Here is a 24,829-nt window from a genome sequence, read left to right as displayed (position 1 = left end):
TTCCCCGTGACGGGCGCTCCCGGAGAAACCGAGGACGACACAGTTAGTCTCGAAGCGATGCCCGAGAACCACCCCCGATGAGCGCCGCCGGCTACCTCATCAGCTCCGTTCCGCTCCGCACCGCGAGCGGCGGTGTCATGGTGGCGATCCCGCTCGTCGCGATCGAGCAGACCGGCAGCGTGGCACTCGGCGGCGCCCTCACCGCCGCGGCCCTCGCGCCCGCCGCGCTCGCGGCACCGCTCGCGGGCGTCGCGCTCGACCGCTCGCGCGCCCCGCGCCGGCTCGTGCTGCTCGCGGCGGCCGTCACCGCGATCGCCTACGCGGCCGCCGCGTTCCTCGGGGTGCTCCCGGTCGCGATCATCGCGGTCGCCCTCGTGGCCGCCGGCTGCATGACCCCGTTCCTCACGGGCGGGCTGTCGAGCTTCGTGACCGAGGAAATCGACGACGAGCGCCGGGCGTACGCGACGGATGCCATGTCGTACAACTTCTCCTCGATCGGCGGGCCCGCCATCGTCGCGATCGCCGTCTCGCTCGCCTCCGCCCGCACGGCGATGCTCGTGCTCGCCGCGGTCGCGCTCGTCGGGGGGGTCGCCAGCCTCGCGATGCGGATGCGCCCCCGCAGCGTGCAGCCGCAGTCCGTGCGGGGCGCGATCGTGGAGGGCACGCGGCACCTCGTGACGCACCGGCCCCTCGCGATCGTGACGCTGTCGAGCACCCTCACTCAGCTCGGTCAGGGCGGCCTCGCGATCGCGGCGGTCGCGCTGTCGATCGAGCGCGCGGGCTCCGAGGGTCAGGCCGCGGTCATCGTCACCGCCTTCGCCGTCGGCGCCCTCATCGGTTCGGTGCTCATGACCGTGCGCCGCTGGACCGCCCGCCCGCCGGAGTGGGTCATGGCCGCCGGCTTCCTCGGCACGGGCGTGGCGACGCTCGCCGCGGTGCCCGACCTCGGCCTGCCCTGGACGGTGTTCGCGGTCGCGCTGTCGGGGCTCTTCACCGCCTCGTCGAGCGCGGCGATGCTCCTGCTGCGCAAGCAGCAGAGCCCGCCGCCCGTGCGCTCGCAGGTGTTCACCGTCGGCGCGGGGCTGCGCATCGGCGCGGCCGCGGCCGGCGCCGCGATCGCGGGTCAGCTCGCGGGGCTCGACGCGGGCCTGCTCATCGCCCTCGTCGGGATCGTGTGGGTCGTCTCCGCGGTGCTGCTGCTCGCCTACCCGCGCGGCACGGAGCCGCTGCCGGAGTGACGGTCACGGGGCGGGTCGGTCAGAACTCCGCACCCGGTGCTCCACCTCGTCGTGGACCGTCCGCAGGCTGAACGCCGTGACGGCCACCTGCTCGCGGCTCTCGGGCGTCGGCGCATCCCACCCACCGGCGCGGCGCCGCAGCGCGCGGTGCGCTTCGAGGGAGTCGCCGCAGTGCCGCGCGAGGTCGTCGCCGCGGTCCCAGGCGCGGAGGAGTTCCGCGGTCGCCCGCACCGCGTCGCCCATCGCCTCGCGCAGGTCGGCGGGCACGGCTTCGTGCGGGCCGTCGAGCAGCGCCGCGTCGAGATCCTGCAGGTGCCGGCCGACCCTCCGGAGCGCGTCCAGATCGTCGCGGGTGCCGTCGACGTCGAAGGACCAGCGGCGCGCCCGCGGGTTGATCCGCCGCGACTCGCGCGCCGTGTCGAGCGCGGCGAAGGCGTCCTCGAGCAGCGCCGGATAGTCGTCGATCGATCGCGAGAGCTCGTCATCGCCGGGCTTCGGTTCGGTGAGAACCGAGGCCGCGCCGTCGAGGTGGTCGGCGGCTCGGCGCTTGAGACGCGAAACCGATTCTCGGGCGTCCTGAAGCTGCAGAGGAGGGGCGACGAGCAGGTTCACGGCGACCCCGACGACGAGCCCCGTCGCCATCTGTGCGACGTAGCCGAAGGAGTAGTCGCCGAGTTCGCTACCGCCGAGGAGCAGGGTGAACAGGGCTGCGACCGGCACGTAGTCACGGCCCGAACCGAGCACCGGGATGCCGGCGACGAGTGTGCCGGCGCCCACCGCGAGCGCGATCTTGAGCGGTTCCGGCAGGGCCAGGGGCACCAGCAACCACGCGATCGCGATCCCGCTCGCGAGGCCGACGACGAGCTGCGCGCTCGAGCGCACGGACGAGACGACGGTGGGTGCCATCGCGATCACCGCGCCCAGCGGGGCGTAGTACGCGTACTCGGCGGCGCCCCAGGGCAGCAGGGCGCCGACGGCCCAGGCGATGGCGGCGGCGACCGCAGCCTTGCCCACGAGCAGGAGACGGGGCGGCCTCACGGCCGGACGGAGCACGGGGATCACTCGTGAGATGAAGGTTCCGCTCACCGGCGCCAGTGTGACCGACGAACCGCCGAGGAGGCTGGACGTGGGTCAGGGCCGCGACGAGTACCGCGGCAGGTACCGGGCGATGATCCCCGCGCCGAGGAACCCGAGCACGCCCATGACGCCGGCGGCGATCGAGATCGACGCGAGCCCCGTGATGAGCGAGACGAGCAGCGGCGCGGCGGCGTTGCCCGCGTCGCCGACGAAGCGCCACGCGCCGAGGAACGGCGCCGGGTCGGCCGGGTCGGCGAGGTCGGCGCCGAGGGTCATGAGGATGCCGCTGCCGATGCCGTTCGCGACCGAGAGGAACATCGCGACGGTGATGAACCAGACGACGGCGGCCGGGATGTCGTGCGTGACCGAGAGCACGAGGTGGCCGAGCCCGAGGCCGATCATCGAAGGCAGCGCGCTCCACAACCGGCCGAAGCGATCCATGATCGCGCCGCTCGTGTAGAAGAGGCCGAAGTCGATCGCGCCCGCGATGCCGATGATGAGCGCGGTCGTGCTCTCGCCGAGCCCGAGGCTCACGGCCCAGAGCGGCAGGATGACCGACCGGCTCGAGCGCATCGCGCCGATGAGCGCGGCCCCCGAGCCGAGCTTCACGAGCACGCCGCGGTACCGCCAGAGCGTCGGGAACAGCCCCTGCGCCTCGCGCGCCACGAACTCGTCGCCCTCGCGCGGCTTGCGCCCGAAGGTCGCGGTGGGGTCGGGAAGGAACAGCAGCAGGAGCGCCGCGCCGAGGCATCCGACGACCATGATCCAGAACACCGAGCGGGTGTCGCCGGTCAGGTGGAGCAGCCCCGCGCTGAGCAGCGGCCCGACGAAGACGCCGAGCCGGAACACGCCGCCGAGCGTCGACAGGGCCCGCGCCCGGTACTGGATCGGCACGAAGCTCGTCATGAACGCGTGCCGGGCGAGCGCGAAGACCGCGGTCGCGAGGCCGACGAGGAAGATGCCCGCCGCGAGCATCGCCTCGTTGACGGAGTACATCGCGAGGAACAGGCCGACGAGCGAGAGCATCGCGGCGCCGATCATCGCCTGGCGCTCGCCGACTCTCGCCACGAGCCAGCCGCTCGGGATGTCGCCCACGAGCTCGCCGACCATGATGAGCCCGGCGATCGCACCGGCGAGTGCGAGGCTCGCGCCGAGGTCGTCGGCCACCACGGGGATGATCGGGATGATCGCGCCCTCGCCGATCGAGAACAGCGCGGTCGGCGCGAACGCCGCGAGGATGAGCTGACGCCATCCGAAGTTGGAAGCGGCGTTCGACATAGGTCCTCCACGTTACGCCGCGCCGCCGCCGGTCGAGCGCCGCGCCCAGTGACGCGAGTGGTCAGGTCATCGCTGAGTGGCGCGTCGATGGGTTGCTCACTCACCGACGCGTTGCCCACTCGGACCGCCGGCGCCTCGCGTCCGACGCCGCCGACCCCGAAGAGGCGCCACTCGGATGGACAGGCGACCGGATGCCGCGAGGCGTAGAGTCGCCCCGTGGTCGACTACGTCGTCACGGGGCTAAGCGCCAACTCCGTGCCGTATTCGACCGCTCTGGAGATCCAGCGTGCCCTGCACGCGGATGTCGCGAGCGGTCGGGCGCCAGACACCGTCCTTCTCCTCGAGCACCCGTCGGTCTACACCGCGGGCAAGAGGACCGAGCCCCACGAGAGGCCCGACGACGGTTCGCCCGTCGTCGACGTCGATCGCGGCGGCAAGATCACCTGGCACGGGCCGGGTCAACTCGTCGGATACCCGATCCTCCGGCTGCCGGAGCCGCGCGACGTGGTCGCGTACGTCCGCACGCTCGAGGCGGTGCTGATCGACGTTCTCGCGGCGCTCGGGGTGCCGGGCGAGCGCGTCGACGGCCGCAGCGGGGTGTGGCTCCGCGGCCGCGACAAGATCGCCGCGATCGGCGTGCGCGTCGCCGACGGCGTCACGATGCACGGCTTCTCGCTCAACTGCTCGAACGGCTTCGAGGCCTACAGGCACATCGTGGCGTGCGGGCTCGACGACGCGGGGGTCACCTCGATCAGCCGCGAGCTCGGCCGCACCGTGACCCCGGAGGACGTGGTCGATCTGGTGTCGGCGACGTTCGACGAGCACTGGTCGCGCGTCGCCGCCCGGCGGGAGGTGGCGGCATGACCGCGCACCCCGACGGCCGCCGGATGCTGCGCATCGAAGCGCGCAACGCCGCGACGCCGATCGAGAAGAAGCCCGAGTGGATCAAGACGCGGGCCCGGATGGGGCCCGAGTACCAGGCGCTGCAGGGCCTCGTGAAGGCCGAGAACCTGCACACCGTCTGCCAGGAGGCGGGCTGCCCCAACATCTTCGAGTGCTGGGAGGACCGCGAGGCGACCTTCCTCATCGGCGGCAGCCAGTGCACCCGGCGCTGCGACTTCTGCCAGATCGACACGGGCAAGCCCGCGGACTACGACCGAGACGAGCCGCGGCGCGTCGCGGAGTCGGTGACGGCGATGGGCTTGCGCTACGCGACCGTCACCGGCGTCGCCCGCGACGACCTGCCCGACGAGGGGGCGTGGCTGCACGCCGAGACCGTGCGGGCGATCCACGCGGCGAACCCCGGCACCGGGGTCGAGATCCTCGCCACGGACTTCTCGGGAATCCCGGATCTCCTCGCCGAGGTGTTCTCGTCGCGGCCCGAGGTGTTCGCGCACAACGTCGAGACGGTGCCGCGCATCTTCAAGCGCATCCGGCCCGCGTTCCGGTTCGAGCGGAGCCTCGACGTGCTGACGCAGGCGCAGAGTGCCGGGCTCATCACGAAGTCGAACCTCATCCTCGGCATGGGGGAGGAGCGCGCGGAGATCAGCGAGGCGCTCGTCGCGCTGCGGGAGGCGGGCTGCGACATCATCACGGTGACGCAGTACCTGCGGCCCTCGCCGCGGCACCTGCCGGTGGCGCGCTGGGTCAACCCGGCGGAGTTCGTCGAGATTAAGGAGGAGGCCGAGGAACTCGGCTTCCTGGGCGTGCTCGCCGGTCCGCTCGTGCGCTCGAGCTATCGTGCGGGGCGGCTGTGGGCGCGGTCGATGGTCGCGAAGGGCCGGGAGATCCCGCCGCACCTCGCGCACCTCGCCGAGAAGGCGGAGTTCGCCCAGGCGGTGTGACGTCGCGACAAGGGGCGACTCCGGATGACGCGCGGCTGAGCGGGCGAAGTTCGGCCGCTCGCTCTGAATGACACGCGGCTGAGCCGGGAGAGTTCGGCCGCTCGCTTCGGATGACGCGCGGCGGAGCCGCCGGAGGCGGGCCGGTCCTTACCGGGCCGGCCCGCCCTGCGGCATCCGGCGGGCATGCACGGGCGCGGCAAGTAGGCTTGCTGCGCCATGAACGAGCTCGACCTCTCCGCCGAAATCTCCGCCCTCCGCTCGACCTTCTCCGACATCAAGGCGGTCGTCGGAGTCGAGCGGCTCGTGGCGCAGATCGCCGACCTCAGCGAGAAGGCGGGCGCCCCCGACCTCTGGGACGACCCCGAGGAGGCGCAGAAGGTCACGAGCGCCCTCAGCCACGCCCAGAGCGACCTCGAGCGGATCAGCACGATCGACGCCCGCCTCGACGACCTCGAGGTGCTCGTGCAGCTCGCCAACGAGGCCGAGGACGAGGAGAGCGCCGAGGAGGCGCGGCGCGAGCTCTCGGACATCCAGAAGATCGTCGGCGAGCTCGAGGTGCAGACCCTGCTCGACGGCGAGTACGACGACCGGCCCGCGGTCATCACGATCCGCGCCGGTGCGGGCGGCGTCGACGCCGCCGACTTCGCCGAGATGCTGCTGCGCATGTACCTGCGCTGGGCGGAGAAGCACAAGTACCCCGTCACCGTCATGGACACGAGCTACGCGGAGGAGGCGGGCATCAAGTCCGCGACCTTCGAGGTCGACGCGCCCTACGCGTTCGGCACCCTCTCGGTCGAGGCCGGCACCCACCGCCTCGTGCGGATGTCGCCGTTCGGCGCCGCGGGCAAGCGTCAGACGTCCTTCGCCGCCGTCGAGGTGATCCCGCTCATGGAGGAGACGGAGTCCATCGACATCCCGGAGAACGACATCCGCGTCGACGTGTTCCGCTCGTCCGGTCCCGGCGGTCAGTCCGTCAACACGACGGACTCGGCCGTGCGCATCACGCACATCCCGACCGGCACCGTCGTCTCGATGCAGAACGAGAAGAGCCAGATCCAGAACCGCGCCGCCGCGATGCGCGTGCTCCAGTCGCGCCTGCTCCTGCTGAAGCGCGAGGAGGAGAACGCGAAGAAGAAGGAGCTCGCCGGCAACATCACGGCGAGCTGGGGCGACCAGATCCGCTCCTACGTCCTCGCGCCGTACCAGATGGTCAAGGACCTGCGGAGCGAGCACGAAGTAAACAACCCGGGCGCCGTGTTCGACGGCGACCTCGACGGCTTCATCAACGCCGGCATCCGCTGGCGCAAGCGCGACGACGAGGACTGACGCCCGCTAGGGGTTCACGGGCTCTGCGAGGGGTGCACGTGCCCGCGGACAGCTCCCACGCGAATGCTCCGCCGGCGGCGCTCGGACGACGACGGCTCGCCCTGGGGCCCGGACTCCGCGGGCACGTGAGTCCTCTTCTCCGGATGATCGCGCCGCAGGCTGCGAAGCCGCCGGGAGTGCGGCGTGTCTGCCGGACGTCTCTCGAGGAGGGCCGGACTCGCGCCGCCGAGTGCGGAGTGACTGCTGACCGCCGTGATGCGAGTCAGCAGTTACCGCGCAATCGGCGGACGTGCGGATGCCGCGAGGCGCGAGCCCCGCGGCATCCGTCGGTCGACGAGTGCGAGCGGGCGGCTCGAGTGCGGCCCGCCCGCGGCGTCCGCTCGGCTACTCCTTCTTGAGCTTGTCCTGCACGGTGCCGGCGATCTTCTCCATCGTGTTGGGGAGCTCGGTCGTGCCGTAGAAGCGCGAGTCGGGGTGCGTGGGCGGGGGCATGGGAACGTAGGTGCCCTGCTCCGCCTCCTGGTAGGAGAACTGACCCTTGCCGTCGGGGGTGGGACCGCTCGCCCAGCTGCCGTCCGCCGCGTTCTTGCCGTCGGAGAAGTTGATGTAGACGTGGTTCACGTCCTGGTCCTCCTTGCGCTGCGGGAAGTTGCTGGGCACCGGGATCTCCTCGAGCTTCTCCTGCTGCAACTCGGCGGCGGCGGCGATCCACTGGTTCTGGTGCATCGTGTCTCGGGCGATGAGGAAGCCCAGGAGGTCCCGCACGCCGTGGTCGTCGGTCATGTGGTAGAGCCGGGCGGCCTGCAGTCGGCCCTGCATCTCGGCGTTCGCGTTGGCCGTGAAGTCGGCGAGCATGTTGCCGGATGCCGTGATGTAGGAGCCCTGCCACGGGTTGCCCATGCTGTCGACCGGACGGGCGCCGGCGCCCGCGACGATCGCGTGCTGCACGTCGGTGCCGCCGACGACCGCGGCGACGACCGGGTCGGACTGCACGTCGTCATCGGTGATGCCGAGGGGGCTGTTCTCGAGCAGGCGGGCGATCATGATCGCGAGCATCTCGACGTGGCCGAACTCCTCGGCGCCGATCCCGTAGAGGAGGTCGCGGTACTTGCCGGGGATGTGGGCGTTCCACGCCTGGAAGCCGTACTGCATGGCGACGCTGATCTCGCCGTACTGGCCGCCGAGCACCTCCTGCAGCTTGCGGGCGTAGACGGCGTCGGGACGGTCCGGCTTGATCTCGTGTTGCGTCTCCTGGCGGTGGAAGAACATCCTCACTCCTTCTGGTCGGGGTCGAACAACCTCTGCTCACGTTCCCCTGACCGTTCGGACAGGGGAAGAGGGTTGACCCGGACTCCAACCGAACGCGGAGAGAGCCCGCAGCGGACGTGCGGCGGAAAGGGGTTGCCAAGGTCGGGGCGGGCGCCGACAATTCGTCGCACCGGGCGCCCTCATGGACTGCCGGTCTGCCTGGTGGTCGCGCTCACGCCTCATCCGGCCGCTATCCCGCGGCGCGCCGCCCCGGTTGCCGGGGGATCGCGGGCGCCTGCCTAGCCTTGACCCGCCATGATCAGGTTCGATTCGGTCTCCAAGTTCTATGCGAGCAACTCGAGACCAGCACTGAACGACGTCAGCATCGAGATCCTCAAGGGGGAGTTCGTCTTCCTCGTCGGAGCGTCCGGCTCCGGGAAGTCGAGCTTCCTGCGCCTCGTGCTGAAGGAGGAGCGACCCAGCAAGGGGCGCATCCACGTGCTGGGGCAGGACCTCGGCAGCATCCCGAATCGCAAGGTGCCGTTCTTCCGGCGCAACATCGGCGTCGTGTTCCAGGACTTCCGCCTGCTGCCGAACAAGACCGTGTTCGACAACGTCGCGTTCACTCTGCAGGTGATCGGCAAGAGCAAGGGCTTCATCCAGGAGGCCGTGCCCGACACGCTCAAGATGGTCGGCCTCGCGTCGAAGACCGCGCGCTACCCCCACGAGCTCTCCGGCGGTGAGCAGCAGCGCGTCGCGATCGCCCGCGCGATCGTCAACAAGCCGGCGATCCTGCTCGCCGACGAGCCGACGGGAAACCTCGATCCCTCCACCTCGCAGGGCATCATGACGCTGCTCGAGCGCATCAACTCGGGCGGCACGACCGTCGTCATGGCCACCCACGACGCCGGCATCGTCGACCAGATGCAGCGCCGCGTCGTCGAGCTCTCGGCCGGTCAGGTCATGCGCGACGAGCGCGAGGGCGGCTACGTCACCGCCGCCGTGCCCGTGCAGGAGTTCTCGCTCGGCGGCACCGGGGTGGTGCGCTGATGCGCTGGTCGCTGATTTGGCGGGAGGTCGGCCAGGGCCTCGCCCGCAACCTCTCGATGGTCGTCTCCGTCGTGCTCGTCACGTTCATCTCGCTGACGTTCGTCGGGGCGGCGATCCTGCTGCAGTTCCAGGTGAACCAGATGAAGGGGTTCTGGTACGACCGGGCCGAGGTCGCGGTGTACCTGTGCTCGCCCGTGTCGCTGGGCACCTGCAACCAGGCCGAGGCGTCGCAGGAGCAGAAGGACGCCGTCCAGGCGCAGCTGCAGTCCGAGACGCTCGCGCCGTACGTCGAGTCGTTCGAGTTCGAGAACCACGACCAGGCGTACACGCGCTTCCAGGAGCAGTTCGAGGGCAACGCGGTCGCCGACCTCGTCACGCCCGACCTGCTGAGCGAGGCGTTCTGGGTGAAGCTCGCGGACCCGGATGACGCGGAGCTGCTGCACGACAGCCTGTCGTCGCTCGCGGGTGTCGAGAGCGTGGTCGACCAGCGCAGCTACCTCGACCAGATCTTCTCGGTGCTGAACGCGGCCTCGATCACGGCCGTCGCGATCGCCGTGCTCATGCTCGTCGCGGCGGTGCTGCTGATCGCGACGACGATCCGGCTGTCGGCGTTCAGCCGGCGGCGCGAGCTCAGCATCATGCGGCTCGTCGGCGCGTCCAATCGCTTCATCCAGACGCCGTTCGTGCTCGAGGGCGTGCTCGCCGCGCTGCTCGGGTCGGTGCTGGCGGGGGCCGCGATCGTCGGGATCGTGTACTTCTTCGTGCAGGGCTACCTGTCGTCGACGCTCACGACCATCTCGTTCATCTCGGTGGACGACGCCCTGATCGTGGTGCCGATCCTGCTCGGCATAGGCGCGCTGCTCGCGGCGGCGTCGGCGAACGTGGCGATCAGCCGGTACCTGCGGGTCTAGGAGGCCCGGCATCCGGGCGACGTCGCGCGCCTGACATCCGTTCGCCTCGCTTCCAGACGCCGTCCGGCAGGCTTTCGGTAAGCTGGTGCGCTGCCGTTTCCGCTCCGGGGACGGCCCTGTCGAGAGGATGAACCGTGCCTAGGGAACGGGGCCAGAAGGTCGTGGCCACGAATCGCAAGGCCCGCCACGACTACACGATCGAGGACACCTACGAGGCCGGCATGGTGCTCACGGGTACCGAGGTCAAGTCACTGCGGGCCGGTCGCGCGTCCCTGGTCGACGGCTACGCGTTCGTCGACGGGAACGAGGCGTGGCTCGACGCCGTGCACATCCCGGAGTACAACGAGGGCACCTGGACCAATCACCCGCCCCGCCGCAAGCGCAAGCTGCTCCTGCACAAGGAGCAGATCATCAAGATCGCGAACAAGGTGAAGGAGGGCGGGTACACGCTCGTCCCGCTGAGCATCTACTTCTCCGACGGACGCGCGAAGGTCGAGATCGCGGTCGCAAAGGGCAAGCGCGAGTACGACAAGCGTCAGGCCCTGCGCGAGAAGCAGGACAAGCGCGAGGCCGAGCGGGCCATGCGCACGCGGAACCTGCGCGGGGAGTAGACGGCGCCCCTCCGCCTACGCTGGCTGGGCGACTCCTTAGTCGGCCGCCCAGCAGGACGCCCCCGGCACCTTGCGATGTCGGTGGTCGCTGCTTGAGTTGGGTCATGTCGGCGGGGGACCAGCGCGAGCCTTCCCTCCTCGTCGCGCCCTCGGGCGCCGAGGCGGGAACGGATGACATCGGGCCCGCGCTGCTCGCCGAGCGCGGGCTCATCGTGGCCGGTCTGGTCGCCGCGCAGGAGGCGCGCTCCCGCGCCGAGGCCGAGCTCCTCGAATGGACGCGACGCTTGCGTGAGAACGGCGAGCGGCTGCTCCTGTCCGACGGTGGACAGCGAGTCCAGTTCCGCGTCTCCGCCGAGTTCGCCTACCGGTCGGACCGTGCCGAGATGTCCGTCGCCCTGCGGGTGTCAGAACGGCAGGCGGACGTCTGGCTCGATCTCGCGACCGCGCTCGACGAACTGCCGCAGACCGCGGCCGCGCTGTCGGCGGGCGCCATCTCGCTCCGCCACGCCTCGGAAATCGCGTCCGCCAGCCTTGGCCTGAGCCCCGACGACCGGGGTGTGATCGACCGCGAGGGCAGCCGTCTCGCCCGCACGACGACGTCGGGGAGGCTCGCCCGCAGGCTCCGCACGATGGTCGAGCGGCTGCATCCCGAGCAGGCGGCGGAGCGGCACCGCCTCGCCGCGGCGGACCGAACCGTCTGCGTCTCGCCGGCGAAGGACGGCATGGCCTGGCTCGAGGCGCTCCTCCCGGCGGCGCAGGCTCACGCGATCCACGATCGTCTCGAGTCAGCGGCGACGGCAGCCGGCACCGACGCGGACGAGCGCACCCGGTCGCAGTTGCGCGCGGACCTCCTGGCCGATGCGCTGCTGCACGGCCCGCTCGACGTCGCCGACCGCTCCTGGCTCTCCGCCGTGGTTCCCTCGGTGCACGTCACGGTGCCGGTGCTCACGCTGCTCGGGCGGTCCGATGAGTCCGCGGAGCTCGAGGGCTACGGCCCAATCGACGACGACACGGCCAAGCGCCTCGCCGCGGCGGCACCCTCGTTCCAGCGGTTGCTCACCCATCCGGTCAGCGGCGCGGTGCTCGCCGTCGACCGCACGAGCTACCGCGTGCCGGAGGACCTTCGCCGCTGGCTCCGCGTGCGCGACGAGACCTGCCGTTTCCCCGGCTGCGGACGCGGGGCCCGCCGGTGCGAACTCGACCACTGCTCGGACTGGGCGCTCGGCGGTGGCACCGACCACGACAACCTCGCGCACCTCTGCAAGAGCCACCACGCGCTGAAACACCACTCGACCTGGAACTACCGGCACCTCGACGACCGCGGCACGCTCGAATGGACGGCTCCCTCCGGCCGCACCTACGTCTGCGAGGCGGCCAAGACCATGGGCGGTGCTTCTCCGACAGCCGCCGCGGCGCCCCTCGGCGGGGTGAGCGACGAGCTGCTCGACTACCTCGAGAGCAAGGCCGACGACGAGTGGGCGCGAGCGGAGTGGCCGGATGAGTGGCACCGGCTCTGGTCGGAACACGAGCAGCTGAAGGACGAGCTGTCCGAGCTCATGCGCGGACTCGACGCGGCGGGCTAATCGCGATGTAGGTGGGGTGACGCCTGCTCGCGGGCCAGCCGCTGCGCGCCGGCCTACGGGGGCTCCCCGCTGGGCCGGTGCCACCTTCTTTGCCCAGCTCGGGCTGACCTAGTCGAGCTGCGCGTCGCTCCGGATCGTGGAAGAAGGGTCGGCACGTCCTGCCCGGCGCGCTGGGAGTGGCTGCCGCAGGTTCTGTCGCGGGCGGAGGGGTGGTGGTGCCGTCTTGCTCGGGGCGCAGGGGGTTGTGCTGCAAGTTGGCCCCGCTTGCTCGGCGGTGGGCGGTGAGCGGTGTGCACCGGCTCGCGTGGGGGCTGGGCGCGGCAGCCCTGCCTCGCGCCGTGGCGAGTGGTGCAGCGCCTTGCCTCAGCTCGTGAGAGTCATTCGTGCAGCGTTTTGCCTCAGCTCGCGCCGGTCTGAGTCCAGCCATCCTGCCTCAGCGCGAGCTGCGGGTAACCGCTGCGCGCCCGCACCCGCTGCTCCCACTCCGCTCCCTCACGGCGCACCGGGAGGTTCGCCGGTAACGCTGGAGCACATGACAGCGGATGCCACGGCAGAGGTCGTCGTCGTCGGCGGAGGCGTCGCCGGCCTGAGCGCCGCGCTCGTGCTCGGTCGGTCCCGTCGGCGCGTGATCGTCGTCGACGCGGGGGAGCCCCGCAACCGCTACGCGCACCTCGCCCACGGGTTCCTCGGCCACGACGGCGTCCCGCCCTCGGAACTCCTCGAACGAGGCCGCGCCGAGGTGGAGCGCTACGACGTCGAGGTGCGCCCCGGCCGCGTCCTCGCGATCGAGGGGCAGATCAACGAGTTCACCCTCCGCCTCGAGGACGGCGAGCTCACCGCCAACAGGGTCGTCGTCGCGACCGGGCTCCACGACCGCCTCCCCGACATCCCGGGCCTCGAGGAGCAGTGGGGCCGCCGCGTACTCTCCTGCCCGTACTGCCATGGCTGGGAGCACCGCGAGCAGCGCATCGCCGTGCTCGGCTTCAACTCCTGGTCGGTGCACACCGCGCTGCTGCTGACGCAATGGAGCGACGACGTCACCTTCTTCCCGCACTGCTGGCGCCTCAGCGAGGACGAGGAGCGACAGCTCCTCGCTCGTGGCGTGCAGATCGTGCCGGGCGACGTCGAGGAGGTGACGGATGCCGGGCCGCTCGTCATCCGCGTCGGCGGCATGCCCTACGAGCTCGACGTCGCCTTCGTGACGTCGACCGTCGAGCCGCTCGACGAGCTCCTGAAGCAGGTCGGCTGCGCGACCGCCGACGCCCCGCCGAACGCGGTCGTCGTCAACGCGGCGGGGGCGACGAGCGTCGCGGGAATATACGCGGCCGGCAACGTGGTTGACACTGTTGCTCAGCTCGTGAACTCCGCCGCCGAAGGGGCGCGCGTGGGAACGAGCGTGAACCAGTCGCTGCTCGACGACGACGTGGCATCCGCCCTCGTCTCGGCGGTGGTGGGTCCGCCCGCCGCCACCTGAGTAGCGGTGGCGCCCTCGGCGACGTAGAATCGAGGGCTCCCGAAAGGGAATTGGTAACTCAACAGCGCGACAACGGCCCACCGCATGGGGATGATCGGTTTCGACATCGTCTGCTAGACCGCGGGAAGCGGGCCGAGGATGCAGGCTTATCTCGTTAACGATGTCTGCAAAACATAGGTGCCAATTCCAAGCGCACCGACCTCGCTCTTGCTGCCTAAGTAAGAGTCCTATGAGGTCCGTCAGCCCGGGTTTCGTTCCCGCCCCGGTTGCTGGCGTCATTTAGGGAACTTGCTGCGTGTTCGTGTCTCAGGGACACGCGGGACTCGAACTGAGACTGGGCTCGTCGACCTAGGTGCCTGTGGCGAAGGTCGGAGCCGAGTAGAACGCTTTCACAGGCTACGCCCGTAGAAGACGTGGAATTCCAGCGATGGACGGGGGTTCAATTCCCCCCATCTCCACCATTTGGCCGTTGTCGCGCTGTTGACCGAAAGGCCGCCCCGTGGGGCGGCCTTTCGTGTTTCCGGGGTCCGCTCAGCCCGGCTGTTGTTCCCGCGTCGGCTGGGGGCGGAGCGCGGAGCCGGCGTGAGCGACCGCCCACTCGAGTGCCTGGTCCGCGACCTCCTCCCAGCCTCGCTGGCTGACGATGCGGTGGCTGCGGCCGGGGAACTCGATCCGCTCCACGAGCGACGGCCCGGCCGCGTACTTCTTCACGAGCGCCTTCTGGATCGCCGGGGGCGCGACGTGGTCGATCTCCGCCGAGATGAGCAGCAGCGGCGCCCGGTCGGGCTTGGCGAAGTCCACCCTCGTCACCCCGCTCCGCGGCCGGGGCACCGAGAGGACGCCCTCGAAGAACAGCCGGTTGACCGAGTTCACGGCGCTCGCCTCCCACTCGCGGTCGGACTCGGCGCGGGAGAGGTCGTTGCCGAAGGTGTAGTGGAAGTGAGCCTTGCTGATCGGCGTCGCCCGGTTGATCGCGAAGGGGTTACGGAGGATCGGGAAGCCCGTGCGGAGAGTGGACGGCGGCAGCACGGTGACGCCGGCGGGCTGCGCGGGTGTCACAGCCACTCCGGCGGACCCGAGGCCCCGGTCGAGCAGCATCTGCGTGAAGAGCCCGCCGAACGAGTGACCCATGATGATCGGCGGCGTCGGCAGGGCACGGATGATCCGGTCGTAGTGGTCGACCACGGCGGTGAGGCGGAGGCCTTCGAGCGCGCTCGGGTCCCGTCGTACGTCGGAGGGGGAGCGGTCGTCGATGCCGGGCCAACCCGGTACGAGCACCTCGTGCCCCTGCTCCCGGAAGCGGGTGGCCCAGGTGTCCCAGCTGGACGGTGTCATCCACAGTCCGTGCACGAGGACGATCGTCGCTTTGCTGCCTGTCGGAGCGGTCATGGTCTGTCCAATCGGTGAGTCGGCGAGCGGATGCCTGGACGCTATCGACGGCGGTCACGGACCCGCCTTCACACCGCGTGCAGCTTGCTGTGCCGATCGTGCAGTCCGTGCTCGACGGCCTTCAGCAGACGGGCGCGTTCGGCGTCGTCGAGTCGCGGCCACTCCGAGGGCGTGCACCCGAAGCGACGGCGGAAGGCCCGCGAGAACGAGGAGTGATCGACGAAACCCGAACGCTGCGCCACCGCCGCGATGGACACCCGCCCGTTCGCCGGGTCGACGAGCAGGGCGGCCGCCCGACGCAGCCGTTCCTCGCGCACCCACTCGTGCATCGCGATGCCCCTCCCGCTCATGAGAGCGAAGAGGTAGCGGCGTGAGATGCCGAAATGAGCGGCGACGGACTCGGCCGACAGCTCGGGATCGGTCGCGTGCACCTGCAGGAACGCCATGATCCGGGCGCCCAAAGTTCGCGCGAGCGGTTCGCGCCCGCGGAACTCGTCGCCCGCCGCGGCGGTGAGCATGGCCCGGACGAGATCGATCGTCGGCCCGGCGAGCGACGCCTCCTCCTCAGGCGCGAGGTCGGGAAGACGCGCGAGATTGGCGAGGTGCTGCGCCACGAAACTCCCGAGCGGACTCGTTCCGAGGTCGCGACCGACGAGGTCGCGCAGCAGCACGTACGGCAGCCCCAGCGCCTCGAGCGGCAGGGAGACCGCGCGGAAGCCGGCCGGCCGGTCCACGGCGACCCGCCACGGAGAGATGCTCCATATCGGCACGAGCCCACCGCCATGGGTCGAGACCTGCCGCGAGTGCTGTTCGAACGTCATCGCCGCCGCCGGCGCGCCGAGGACGAGACGGGGCTGCGAGCCGTCGCGGGCCTGTGCGGCGGTGCGACGGCCGAGCCAGTTGCCGAACTGCGTCTGGGTGACGTTCACCTCGTGGAAGAACCTGCTGCCGTGGGAGAACCGAACGGGCTTGGCCGGATCGAGAGGATGGGCTCGGAACGACACGGAGGCCTGCCTGGCGATCTCGTCGAGCAGCGGCATCCGGTCGGCGCTCGGCAGCGCGTCGAGTTCGAACTGTTCCATGGCGTCATCCCGGAGGCTGGTGGTGCGCGAGCTGGAGGGTTCGCGCGCACTCTACGACCGAGTCGGCCCTCCCATCACGGGGGTGGCGCCAAGCCGTGGTCGCGCTCTCAGAGGCGGAGGACGCCCGGAAACACGGATGCCCCGAGGCGCGAGCCCCGGGGCATCCGTCGATTCCGCTCGGCTCAGCGCCGCATCACCGCGCGGGCGAGCGAGTTGCCGATGACCTGCGTGAACTGCACGAGCACGATGATGAGGATCACCGCGGCCCACGTCACGACGGGGTCGAACAGTCGGTAGCCGTACTGGATGGCGAAGTTGCCGAGCCCGCCGCCGCCGATGAGGCCCGCGACCGCCGACATGTCGATGACGGCGATCACGATGAACGTGTAGCCGAGGATCAGCGGCCCCAGCGCCTCGGGGATCAGGATCGTGCGGATGATCCGCCACGGCCCCGCCCCGACGGAGCGCGCCGCCTCGATCACGCCCGGCTGCACCGTGAGCAGGTTCTGCTCGACGATGCGGCTGATCGCGAAGAACGAGCCAACGACGAGGCCGAAGATCACCGCGCTGTTGCCGATGCCGGTGCCCACCACGAGGCGCGCGAGCGGCTGCACCGCCGCGAGCAGGATGATGAACGGGATCGGCCGGAACGTGTTGACGATCACGTTGAGCACCGCGAACACGGTGCGGTTCTGCAGCAGGTTGCCCGGACGCGTCAGGTACAGCGCGAGGCCCAGGAGCAGGCCGAGCAGCCCGCCGATGACCATCGCGATGCCGACGAGGTAGACGGTCTCCCACGCCGAGAGCCACAGGCGGGGCATGAGTTCGATCAGCCGGTCCATGTCACACCGCCTCCGTGATCGTCGCGACGGGGGTGAGGGTCGCGAGCGCCTCGTCGATCGAGCGCTCGTCGCCCGTGAGCGCGAGCGTGATCGTGCCGAACGTGCGGCCCCGGATGTCGTCGATGCCGCCGTGCACGAGTTCGAACGTCACCCCGCGGCGGGTCAGTTCGAGGAAGATCGCCGACTGGCCCGTGCCGCCGTCGGCGAACGCGAACGACACGATGCGCCCCGGATGCCGCGAGCGCAGCGCCTCGAGCGTCTCGCCCTCCGGCGCGGTCGCGACGACCCCCGCGACGAAGCGCTTGGCGGCCTGCGACTGCGGGTTGGAGAACACGTCGAACACGTCGCCGTGCTCGACGATGCGGCCGCGCTCCATCACGGCGACGCGGTGCGCGAGCGAGCGGACGACCTCCATCTCGTGCGTGATGACGACGATCGTGATGCCGAGCTCCTCGTTGACGCGGCGAAGCAGGCCCAGCACGTCGCGGGTCGTCTCCGGGTCGAGGGCGCTCGTCGCCTCGTCCGCGAGCAGGATCTTCGGGTTCGTGGCGAGCGCGCGGGCGATGCCGACGCGCTGTTTCTGCCCGCCCGAGAGCTGGTCGGGGTAGGCGTGCGCCTGATCGACGAGCCCCACGAAGTGCAGCAGCTCGGAGATGCGGCGCTGGTGCTCCGCCTTCGGCACGCCGGCGACGGCGAGCGGGTACTCGATGTTGCCCCACACGGTCTTCGAGTTCCACAGGTTGAACTGCTGGAAGATCATGCCGATGCCGAGCCGCACCTTGCGCAGCTCGCGCTCCTTCAGGCCGGTGAGCTCGCGCCCGTCGACCGTCACGCTGCCGGAGGTCGGCAGCTCGAGCGCGTTGATGAGGCGCACGAGGGTGCTCTTGCCGGCGCCGGAGTAGCCGATGATGCCGTGGATCTCGCCCTGCTCGACGTCGAGGGTGACGCCGTCGACGGCGGGCGTCGGGCTCTCGTTCCTCGAGCGCGGCGGATAGGTCTTCGTCACGTTCGTGAGGCTGATGAGCGGCACGGTCCTCCTTCTTGCCTCGGACGCGAGGACGTGCCGACCCGCTCTCGCGAGGCCGGCACGTCCGGAGCGTCGGTACTACTGCTGGGCGAGCTCGGCCTCGACGGTCTCGAGCGACTCCTGCAGTTCCTCGGCGGGGGTCTCGGTCAGCACGGCGGTGTCGCCGGAGACCTCGACGAGCCCGTCGGTCACGTCGGAGCTCGACTGGAAGATCTCGACCAGGCGGTGGTAGAGCTCGTTGTCGGCGTCCTCCGCACGCGAGGCGAAGATGTTGATGTACGGCTGCGCGCTCGGGTCGGCGGGGTCGTCGGTTGCGAGGGCGTCGTCGAAGGAGAGACCGGCGTCGTCGACGAAGTCGTTGTTGATGATCGCGGCGGCGACATCCGGCAGCGACGTCGGAGTGAGGGCGGCCTCGAGGGTCGTCACCTCGACGCGCGAGCCGGGGAGCACGTCGTCGATGGTCGAGAACGGGCTGCCGCCGTCCTGCAGCTCGACGAGGCCCTGGGCCTGGAGCACGAGGAGCGAGCGGGCGAGGTTCGACGCGTCGTTCGGCACGGCGACGGTGGCACCCTCCGGGATGTCCTCGACGCTCTCGTACTGCGTCGAGTAGAGGCCGAGCGGGTAGATCGCGGTCGAGCCGATCGGGGTGAGGTCCTCACCGGCGGAGGTGTTGTACTGCGCGAGGTAGATGATGTGCTGGAACTGGTTGAGGTCCAGGTCGCCCTCGGTCAGCGCCGGGTTCGGCTGCGCGTAGTCGGTGAAGTCGACGAGCTCGATGGAGATGCCCTCCTCGGCGGCCGCGTCGACGTAGAGGTCCCAGTACGGGTCGCTCGCGCCGACGACGCCGATGCGCACCGGGTCGGACGGGGAGCCCTTGCCCTCGGTGATCGCGTCGTCGCCGGAGGCGGCGTTGCTGTTCGCGTTGTTGCTCGTGGTGACGGCGACGATGATGCCGATGGTCGCGAGGACGACGACGGCGATCGCGGCGATGATCGCGATGAGGCGCCCGCGCTTCTTGGGCGGGGCGACGAGCGGGGTCTGCTCGGACATGGGTGATTCCTTCGGTGCTGTGGGGATGGCGGGAGAACCCGCCCGTCCATCGTCGCCGAGGCACGCTGAGGACCGCTCGAAGGTTGAGAAATGTTGCAGTCGCCCGAGGCTGGGAGGATCGGTGCGTGCGTGAACTCGTCGTGCTGTCCCTCGGTGGAACCATCGCGTCCGTCGCCCACGAGGCGGGCGGCCTCGTGCCGGTGTACGGCGGCGACGACCTCGTGCGAGGGCTCGTGCTGCCACCCGACGTCCGACTCGGCGCGCTGCCGTTGCGCACCCTGCCCTCGCCCGCGCTGAGCTCCGACGACGTGCTCGCGGTGCGCCGCGAGATCGACGTGCTCGCCGACGGGGGCGTCTCCGGCGTGATCGTGACCCAGGGCACCGACACCATCGAGGAGACGGCGTTCATGCTCGAGCTGCTCGGCGCCGCGCAGCGCATCCCGGTCGTCGTCACGGGCGCGATGCGCGGGGCGGATGCCGCGGGCGCCGACGGCCCCGCCAACCTCTCCGCCGCGGTCGCCGCCGCCCTCGCCGAGCACGACCCGGGCCGCGGCGTCGTCGTCGCCTTCGCCGACCGGCTGCACGCGGCCCGCTACGTCGTGAAGTACTCCGCCGGCGTCGTCGACGCGTTCTCGTCGCCGCCCGTCGGCCCCATCGGCTGGGTGAGCGAGGCCCGCGCCCGCTTCGCCCTCGCGCCCACGCCGATCGAGCCGCTGCCCGTGCCGTCCGCCCCGGTCCCGCCCGTCGCGGTCGTGCAGGCGGGCGCGGGCGACGACCTGCGCCTGCTCGACGCCCTGCCCGACCTCGGGTACGGGGGAGCGGTCATCGCCGCGATGGGCGCGGGGCACGTCGCCGCCCCCGCGATGCCGGCCGTCCGCCGGATCGCCGAGCGGCTGCCGGTCGTCGTCGCCTCGCGGATCGCGGGCGGACCCACGACGCGGGCCACCTACGGCTACGCGGGCAGCGAGCTCGACCTGCGCAAGGCCGGCGTCGTCTTCGCCACGAGCCTCACGGCGTCGAAGGCGCGGGTGCTGCTCGGGCTGCTGCTCGCGGACGGGGCGAGCCTCGAGGAGATCGAGCGGCGGTTCGAGGCGATCGGCTGAGGCCGGGGTCTGCTGGCGGCGATTAGACGCGTCGGTCGAGGTGCGGGGCTCCCCGGTGATTCGACGTGACCGGCTGCGTCGGGAGGTCGAGACCGACTCGATCGGCTAACGGTTCGGGTCGCCGGGTTGTTCCTCGCCACCGGATGTCGGTGGCCCTGCCTACCCTGACCGGCATGCCGGAACCGGTCGAGGCGTGGTGGGCGAGGAGGCAGTTCTCCCGCGGCACCGACGTGCCCTACGCCGTCGGCACCTACCGGGCCGAGTGGTCGAGCTACCCGGTGCTCGTGCGGCAGTACCACCCCGACCTCAACTCCGGGATCACGCTCACGCAGATCCCGCCCGTCGCCGAGGTCTTCCTGCAGTGGCAGTGCGACGTCGGCCACGTGTTCGTCGCGACCCCCGCCGAGCAGCGGGCGCGCCCCGGCCGGGAGCGCCGGCGGTCGAGCTGGTGCCCCGAGTGCGCGGCGCTCGCCGTCGGGCGCACTCCGCGGGCGGCGGGGTCACCGCCGAAACCCAAGCGGCCGACCAAGCCGCTGTGCGGCAAGACGCCCGACCTCCCCGTCGGCACGCCGTTCGTCAGCGCCTGCGCCCCCGTCCCCGCGTCGTCGGTGGAGGCCGAACTGCGCATGGAGCTCGCGGCCCGCCTCGCATTCGACGAGACCCCGAACGCCGTGCGTCTCGCGCAGCCGTTCTTCGAGCACGTCGAGGCGTGGCCCGACATCCTGCTGCCCGAGCTCCGCGTCGCGATCGAGTACGACAGCACCGGGCGTCACGGGCTCGAGCACGTCGGCCGCCGCGAGCAGGCCGACCGACGCAAGGACCGGCTGCTCCGCAACGCCGGCTGGGAGGTGGTGCGGGTGCGCACCGGCAAGCTGCAACCGCTGGGCCCGCACGACGTGGTGGCGGGCGCGCTCTCGAAGTCGCTGTACGGGCGGCTGCTCGACGAGCTCCGCGTCATCCGCGGGCCCCTGCTGGTCGACGCGTACCTGCGGTGAGCCAGGCGGAGCCGTGCGGAACACGGATGCCGGCCGGTCAGTCCTCCGAGCTGTAGAGGCGGCGCCTCGCCGACAGCAGCTCGACCTCGGGCCGCTCCGCCATCATCCGCTCGATCTCGTCGAGCACCTCGATCACGTGCGCGGCGTCCGCGGCGACCACCGCGACGCCGATGCCGGCCCGCCGGTGCAGATCGGGCGTGCCGACCTCCGCCGCCGTCACGGAGAACCGGCGGCGCAGCTCGGCGACGATCGGGCGCACGAGGGCGCGCTTCTGCTTCAGCGAGTGCACGTCGCCGAGCAGCACGTCGAACTCGAGGGTGCCGGTCCACATGTCGTCAGGGTCGCACGCGGGGCAGTGTCCCGGCCAGGATCGTCGGCGCGTTAGGGCAGCGAGTCGACGTCGAGCTCCGGCCGCCCACCGGGCTTCAGCACCACCTGGCCGGCCGCGGCCGATGCGCGGCGGGCGGCGCGCTCCGCCGGCATCCCCGCGGCGAGCGAGAGCGTGAGCGCGACGGTGAAGGCGTCGCCGCCGCCCGTCGGATCGACCGCGCCCTCGTGATGGTCGAGCACCGCGTGCCCGTCCGACCAGGCGACGACGTCGGAGCCCGACGCCCCGAGCGCGACGACGCCCGGCCCGCGTCCGAGCAGCTCGCGCGCGGCGCGTAGCGTCTCGTCCTCGTCGCGAGGCACCCAGCCGAGCAGCCCCTCGACCTCCGCGGAGTCGGCCCGGACGACTTCGGCGCAGGCGAGCACCGCGTCGCGGAGCGCCTGGGTCGCGGGGCTGCCGTCGGTGGCGACGAGCGCGCCGGACGCCGCGGCCAGGCGGAGCGCGCGCTCGGCGGCATCCGGAGCCGTCTGCAGCTGCACGAGCACGACGTCGGCGCCCGCGAAGACCGTCTCGTCGAGGTCCCCCGGCGCGAGGGCGAGCTCGTCGGGCGTGTGCTCGAGCAGCCGGCGGTGTCCGCTCCGCTCGACCACGTCGACGAGCAGCCCCGTCTGCCGGCCCGCACGGCGGAGCACGCGGGACACGTCGATGCCGTCCGACGCCGCCCGGGCGAGCACGGCGCGCCCTGCCTCGTCGTCGCCGACGACCCCGACGAGGGCGACCTCCGCGCCGAGCTGCCGGCACGCGACGGCCTGGTTGGCGCCCTTGCCGCCGAGCAGCTCCTGGCGCTCGCTTACGGGGGCGGACGCGCCGCTGTCCGGCAGGGCGTCGACGACGAGCACGAGGTCGCGGGCGATCGCACCGACGACGACGACCCTCACGACGGGTCCCGTCACAGCCCCGGCGCGTCCGCGTCGCCGGCGGCCTCGCGCAGGGCGGTGCTCGCCGCGTCGCGGCCCATGCCGGTGAGTCTCAGCAGGTCGACGGATGCGCTGCGCACGAGTCCCACGATGACATGCGCCGTCTGGGAGACCGGTTCGGACAGCGTCGCGGTCGCCAGCCGGGCCGCCTCGAGCGCGGGCTCGCGGATCGTCGAGACATCCGCCTGCCCGCGCGCCCACGACGGCACGGCGTTCAGGGCGGGCACGAGGGAGGAGATCGCGTCGACGATGCCGGGCCCGAGCACGAGGGGGGAGCGCGCGGCGTTCGCCGAGTACCGCGCCAGGGTCTGCAGCGTGGCGAGCAGCACGTCCAGCCGCGCCCGCACGAAGCCCGACCGCGTGAGCTCGCGCTGCAGCTCGCGCCGGCGCTTGCCGATCCGCACGCTCTCCCGGGCTCCCTGCAGGGCGGAGGCGAGCTCGCCCGTCGAGCCGCGCACCCGGCCGAGCCGGTCGACGGCGGCGCCCGCGCGGGCGGGGTCCCGCTCGCGGAGGGCGGCGACGGTCGCGGTCATCTCCCGGGCGATGGCGTCGAACGTCTCGGACATCACGCGGCGCACGGGGGTGGTCGGCGACGTCGCCGTCGTCACCGAGATCGCGAGCGCGACGGCCCCACCGATCAGCGCGTCGCCGAGGCGCTGGAACGGGCCGCCGGATGCCTGCGGCGCGAGCACGACGGCGACGACGGCCGCGACCGCGGTCTGGTTGACGAAGAGGGTGCTCGTGCGCAGGGCGACCGCGATCGACATCGCGACGAGCACCGTGAGGGTCAGGGTGATCGGCCCGACGGGCACGTAGCGCAGCACGAGGTCGGCCAGCACGATGCCGATCGTCACGCCGGCGACGATCTCGACGGCGCGCTGGATCCGCTGTCCGGCGGCGAGACCGACGCTGATCACCGCGGCGATGGGCGCGAAGAACGCGTTCTGCGGCTCGAACAGCAGCGACGCGATCGCGAACGAGATGCCCGCGGCGATCGCGGCGGTGAGCACCGAGTAGCCGTGCCAGCGGATGCGGCGGAAGCCTGTGCCGAGCATCCGTCTGGCCCTCGCCCACATGCCGATCACCTCCCCGCCCGCACCAGCCTAGGAGGCGCCACCCGACGTTCCCCCAGGCTGGCCCGATAGGCCGGAACCATGCGAGCACTCACGTGGCAGGGCACCATGAACGTCTCCGTCGAGACCGTTCCCGACCCCGCGATCCTCAAGCCGACCGACGTCATCATCAAGGTGACCTCGACCGCGATCTGCGGCTCCGACCTGCACCTCTACGACATCTTCGGCCCGTTCCTGAAGAAGGGCGACATCCTCGGTCACGAGCCCATGGGCGTCGTCGTCGAGACCGGCAGCGAGGTGCGCAACCTCAGCGTCGGCGACCGGATCGTGGTGCCGTTCGTGATCGCGTGCGGCGAGTGCTTCATGTGCCGCCGGGGCCTCACGACCCAGTGCGAGACGACGCAGAACCGCGACAAGGGCTACGGCGCCGCGCTCTACGGGTACACCGAGCTCTACGGCTCGATCCCGGGCGGCCAGGCCGAGTACCTCCGCGTGCCGCTCGCCGACTTCAACGCGATCAAGGTCGGCGAGGAGCTGCCGGACGACCGCTACCTGTTCCTCAGCGACATCCTCTCCACGGCCTGGCAGGGCGTGCAGTACGCGCAGGTCGAGCCCGGGGGAGTGCTCGGCGTGCTCGGTCTCGGGCCCGTCGGCCAGTTCGCCGCGCGCATCGGCGCACACCTCGGTCACCGCGTGGTCGCGGTTGATCCGGTGCCCGAGCGGCGCGCGCTCGCCGAGAAGTACGGCGCGGAGACCTTCGACCTCGACGGCGACATCGTCGCGAAGCTCAAGGACGCGACCGACGGCCGCGGCCCCGACGGCATCGTCGACGCGGTCGGTACCGAGGCGCACGGCAACCCGGTCGTCTCGTTCGCTCAGTACGCGACCGGGCTGCTGCCCGACCCGGTCGCCAAGAAGGCGATGACGACGATCGGCGTCGACCGCATGGCGGCGCTCCACACGGCGATCGACGCCGTACGGCGTGGCGGAACGGTGTCGCTGAGCGGCGTCTACGTCGGCGCCGCCAGCCCGATGCCCCTCATGACGATGTTCGACAAGCAGCTCACCCTGCGCGAGGGACAGTGCAACGTGCACCAGTGGAAGGACGACCTCCTGCCGCTCGTTGAGGACCCGACCGACCCGCTCGGCACGGAGGACCTGACCACGCACCGCGTGGAGCTCGACCGCGCGCCGGAGATGTACCGGACGTTCCGCGACAAGAAGGACGGCTGCATCAAGGTCGTGCTCACGCCCTAGCCGGGGTCGGCCCTGAAGTTAGCGGGAGAACCGGGACCACCGGCGCGGCTAACTTGAACCATTCAA

Annotated in this window: 23 protein-coding genes and 1 other RNA gene; 13 read left to right on the top strand and 11 right to left on the bottom strand. The window is 71.3% G+C overall.

Features of this window, described 5'->3' with window-relative positions:
• Positions 1–77 precede the first annotated feature (77 nt).
• Entirely contained in the window at positions 78–1,238 is a 1,161-nt protein-coding gene (locus JUB10_RS00585; RefSeq protein WP_207453296.1) for an MFS transporter, read from the top strand.
• 3 nt (positions 1,239–1,241) lie between these two features.
• Here the strand turns inward: JUB10_RS00585 and JUB10_RS00580 are convergent, their stop codons facing one another.
• The gene (locus tag JUB10_RS00580) at positions 1,242–2,324 is read right to left on the bottom strand and encodes an FUSC family protein (RefSeq protein WP_207453295.1); all 1,083 of its coding nucleotides are present in this window, start codon (positions 2,322–2,324) and stop codon (positions 1,242–1,244) included.
• Positions 2,325–2,369: 45 nt separating this feature from the next.
• The gene (locus JUB10_RS00575) at positions 2,370–3,593 is read right to left on the bottom strand and encodes an MFS transporter (RefSeq protein ID WP_207453293.1); all 1,224 of its coding nucleotides are present in this window, start codon (positions 3,591–3,593) and stop codon (positions 2,370–2,372) included.
• 216 nt (positions 3,594–3,809) lie between these two features.
• Between JUB10_RS00575 and lipB the strand changes: the two genes are divergently transcribed.
• The 3 genes from lipB to prfB all read left to right on the top strand — a co-directional run bounded on the left by lipB (position 3,810) and on the right by prfB (position 6,763).
• Positions 3,810–4,457, top strand: a complete 648-nt coding sequence (gene lipB / locus JUB10_RS00570) for a lipoyl(octanoyl) transferase LipB (protein ID WP_207453291.1) — start codon at positions 3,810–3,812, stop codon at positions 4,455–4,457.
• The gene (gene lipA, locus JUB10_RS00565) at positions 4,454–5,437 is read left to right on the top strand and encodes a lipoyl synthase (protein ID WP_207453289.1); all 984 of its coding nucleotides are present in this window, start codon (positions 4,454–4,456) and stop codon (positions 5,435–5,437) included. Before lipB ends, lipA begins: the two co-directional genes overlap by 4 nt.
• Positions 5,438–5,653: 216 nt before the next feature.
• Positions 5,654–6,763, top strand: a complete 1,110-nt coding sequence (prfB, locus tag JUB10_RS00560; protein ID WP_207453287.1) for a peptide chain release factor 2 — start codon at positions 5,654–5,656, stop codon at positions 6,761–6,763.
• Between the two features lie 384 nt (positions 6,764–7,147).
• Here the strand turns inward: prfB and JUB10_RS00555 are convergent, their stop codons facing one another.
• Positions 7,148–8,032 carry a manganese catalase family protein gene (locus JUB10_RS00555; RefSeq protein WP_207453285.1) on the bottom strand — a complete coding sequence of 295 codons (885 nt, stop codon included), beginning with the start codon at positions 8,030–8,032 and terminating at the stop codon, positions 7,148–7,150.
• Positions 8,033–8,326: 294 nt separating this feature from the next.
• Here JUB10_RS00555 and ftsE point away from each other — a divergent pair, with 294 nt between their 5' ends.
• From ftsE to ssrA, 6 genes are all read left to right on the top strand, one after another.
• Positions 8,327–9,061, top strand: coding sequence for a cell division ATP-binding protein FtsE (ftsE, locus tag JUB10_RS00550; protein ID WP_207453284.1), 735 nt, complete (start codon positions 8,327–8,329; stop codon positions 9,059–9,061).
• Positions 9,061–9,972 (top strand): permease-like cell division protein FtsX, encoded by a 912-nt coding sequence (gene ftsX, locus JUB10_RS00545; RefSeq protein ID WP_207453283.1) that lies wholly within the window; start codon positions 9,061–9,063, stop codon positions 9,970–9,972. The genes ftsE and ftsX overlap by 1 nt, the downstream gene beginning before the upstream one ends.
• A 134-nt stretch (positions 9,973–10,106) precedes the next feature.
• Positions 10,107–10,583 carry an SsrA-binding protein SmpB gene (smpB, locus tag JUB10_RS00540; RefSeq protein WP_207453282.1) on the top strand — a complete coding sequence of 159 codons (477 nt, stop codon included), beginning with the start codon at positions 10,107–10,109 and terminating at the stop codon, positions 10,581–10,583.
• Positions 10,584–10,687: 104 nt separating this feature from the next.
• Complete coding sequence (locus JUB10_RS00535; protein ID WP_207453277.1) at positions 10,688–12,166, top strand: HNH endonuclease signature motif containing protein; 1,479 nt, start codon at positions 10,688–10,690, stop codon at positions 12,164–12,166.
• Between the two features lie 532 nt (positions 12,167–12,698).
• Positions 12,699–13,640 carry an NAD(P)/FAD-dependent oxidoreductase gene (locus tag JUB10_RS00530; RefSeq protein ID WP_207453275.1) on the top strand — a complete coding sequence of 314 codons (942 nt, stop codon included), beginning with the start codon at positions 12,699–12,701 and terminating at the stop codon, positions 13,638–13,640.
• An 86-nt stretch (positions 13,641–13,726) separates the two neighbouring features.
• Positions 13,727–14,101, top strand: a transfer-messenger RNA (tmRNA) gene (gene ssrA / locus JUB10_RS00525).
• 70 nt (positions 14,102–14,171) lie between these two features.
• Here the strand turns inward: ssrA and JUB10_RS00520 are convergent.
• The 5 genes from JUB10_RS00520 to JUB10_RS00500 all read right to left on the bottom strand — a co-directional run bounded on the left by JUB10_RS00520 (position 14,172) and on the right by JUB10_RS00500 (position 19,030).
• Positions 14,172–15,029, bottom strand: a complete 858-nt coding sequence (locus tag JUB10_RS00520) for an alpha/beta hydrolase (protein WP_207453273.1) — start codon at positions 15,027–15,029, stop codon at positions 14,172–14,174.
• Between the two features lie 68 nt (positions 15,030–15,097).
• Positions 15,098–16,111, bottom strand: coding sequence for a helix-turn-helix transcriptional regulator (locus JUB10_RS00515; protein ID WP_207453271.1), 1,014 nt, complete (start codon positions 16,109–16,111; stop codon positions 15,098–15,100).
• A gap of 182 nt (positions 16,112–16,293) precedes the next feature.
• Positions 16,294–16,953 (bottom strand): methionine ABC transporter permease, encoded by a 660-nt coding sequence (locus JUB10_RS00510; RefSeq protein ID WP_207453269.1) that lies wholly within the window; start codon positions 16,951–16,953, stop codon positions 16,294–16,296.
• Position 16,954: 1 nt separating this feature from the next.
• Positions 16,955–17,983: a methionine ABC transporter ATP-binding protein gene (locus JUB10_RS00505; protein ID WP_207453267.1), complete on the bottom strand. Its 1,029-nt coding sequence runs from the start codon at positions 17,981–17,983 to the stop codon at positions 16,955–16,957.
• 75 nt (positions 17,984–18,058) lie between these two features.
• Complete coding sequence (locus JUB10_RS00500; protein ID WP_207453265.1) at positions 18,059–19,030, bottom strand: MetQ/NlpA family ABC transporter substrate-binding protein; 972 nt, start codon at positions 19,028–19,030, stop codon at positions 18,059–18,061.
• 125 nt (positions 19,031–19,155) lie between these two features.
• Here JUB10_RS00500 and JUB10_RS00495 point away from each other — a divergent pair, with 125 nt between their 5' ends.
• Entirely contained in the window at positions 19,156–20,133 is a 978-nt protein-coding gene (locus JUB10_RS00495; protein WP_207453263.1) for an asparaginase domain-containing protein, read from the top strand.
• 173 nt (positions 20,134–20,306) lie between these two features.
• On the top strand, positions 20,307–21,128 hold the full coding sequence (locus JUB10_RS00490; protein ID WP_207453261.1) for a zinc-ribbon domain-containing protein: 822 nt from the start codon (positions 20,307–20,309) through the stop codon (positions 21,126–21,128).
• Positions 21,129–21,165: 37 nt separating this feature from the next.
• Here the strand turns inward: JUB10_RS00490 and JUB10_RS00485 are convergent, their stop codons facing one another.
• Genes JUB10_RS00485 through JUB10_RS00475 form a run of 3 tightly spaced genes read right to left on the bottom strand, consistent with a single transcriptional unit; the run spans position 21,166 to position 23,488 of the window.
• A complete protein-coding gene (locus JUB10_RS00485; RefSeq protein WP_207453259.1) occupies positions 21,166–21,459 on the bottom strand; it encodes a DUF503 domain-containing protein in 294 nt (97 codons plus the stop codon).
• Between the two features lie 50 nt (positions 21,460–21,509).
• Positions 21,510–22,394, bottom strand: coding sequence for a PfkB family carbohydrate kinase (locus tag JUB10_RS00480; RefSeq protein WP_307859025.1), 885 nt, complete (start codon positions 22,392–22,394; stop codon positions 21,510–21,512).
• Between the two features lie 11 nt (positions 22,395–22,405).
• Positions 22,406–23,488, bottom strand: a complete 1,083-nt coding sequence (locus JUB10_RS00475; protein WP_207453255.1) for an FUSC family protein — start codon at positions 23,486–23,488, stop codon at positions 22,406–22,408.
• Between the two features lie 99 nt (positions 23,489–23,587).
• Here JUB10_RS00475 and JUB10_RS00470 point away from each other — a divergent pair, with 99 nt between their 5' ends.
• Positions 23,588–24,763, top strand: coding sequence for an alcohol dehydrogenase catalytic domain-containing protein (locus JUB10_RS00470; RefSeq protein ID WP_207453253.1), 1,176 nt, complete (start codon positions 23,588–23,590; stop codon positions 24,761–24,763).
• Positions 24,764–24,829: the final 66 nt, after the last annotated feature.

This window comes from Desertivibrio insolitus, assembly GCF_017355965.1.
GTDB lineage: Bacteria > Actinomycetota > Actinomycetes > Actinomycetales > Microbacteriaceae > JAFIQW01.
This window is presented reverse-complemented; position numbering and strand designations above follow the sequence as displayed.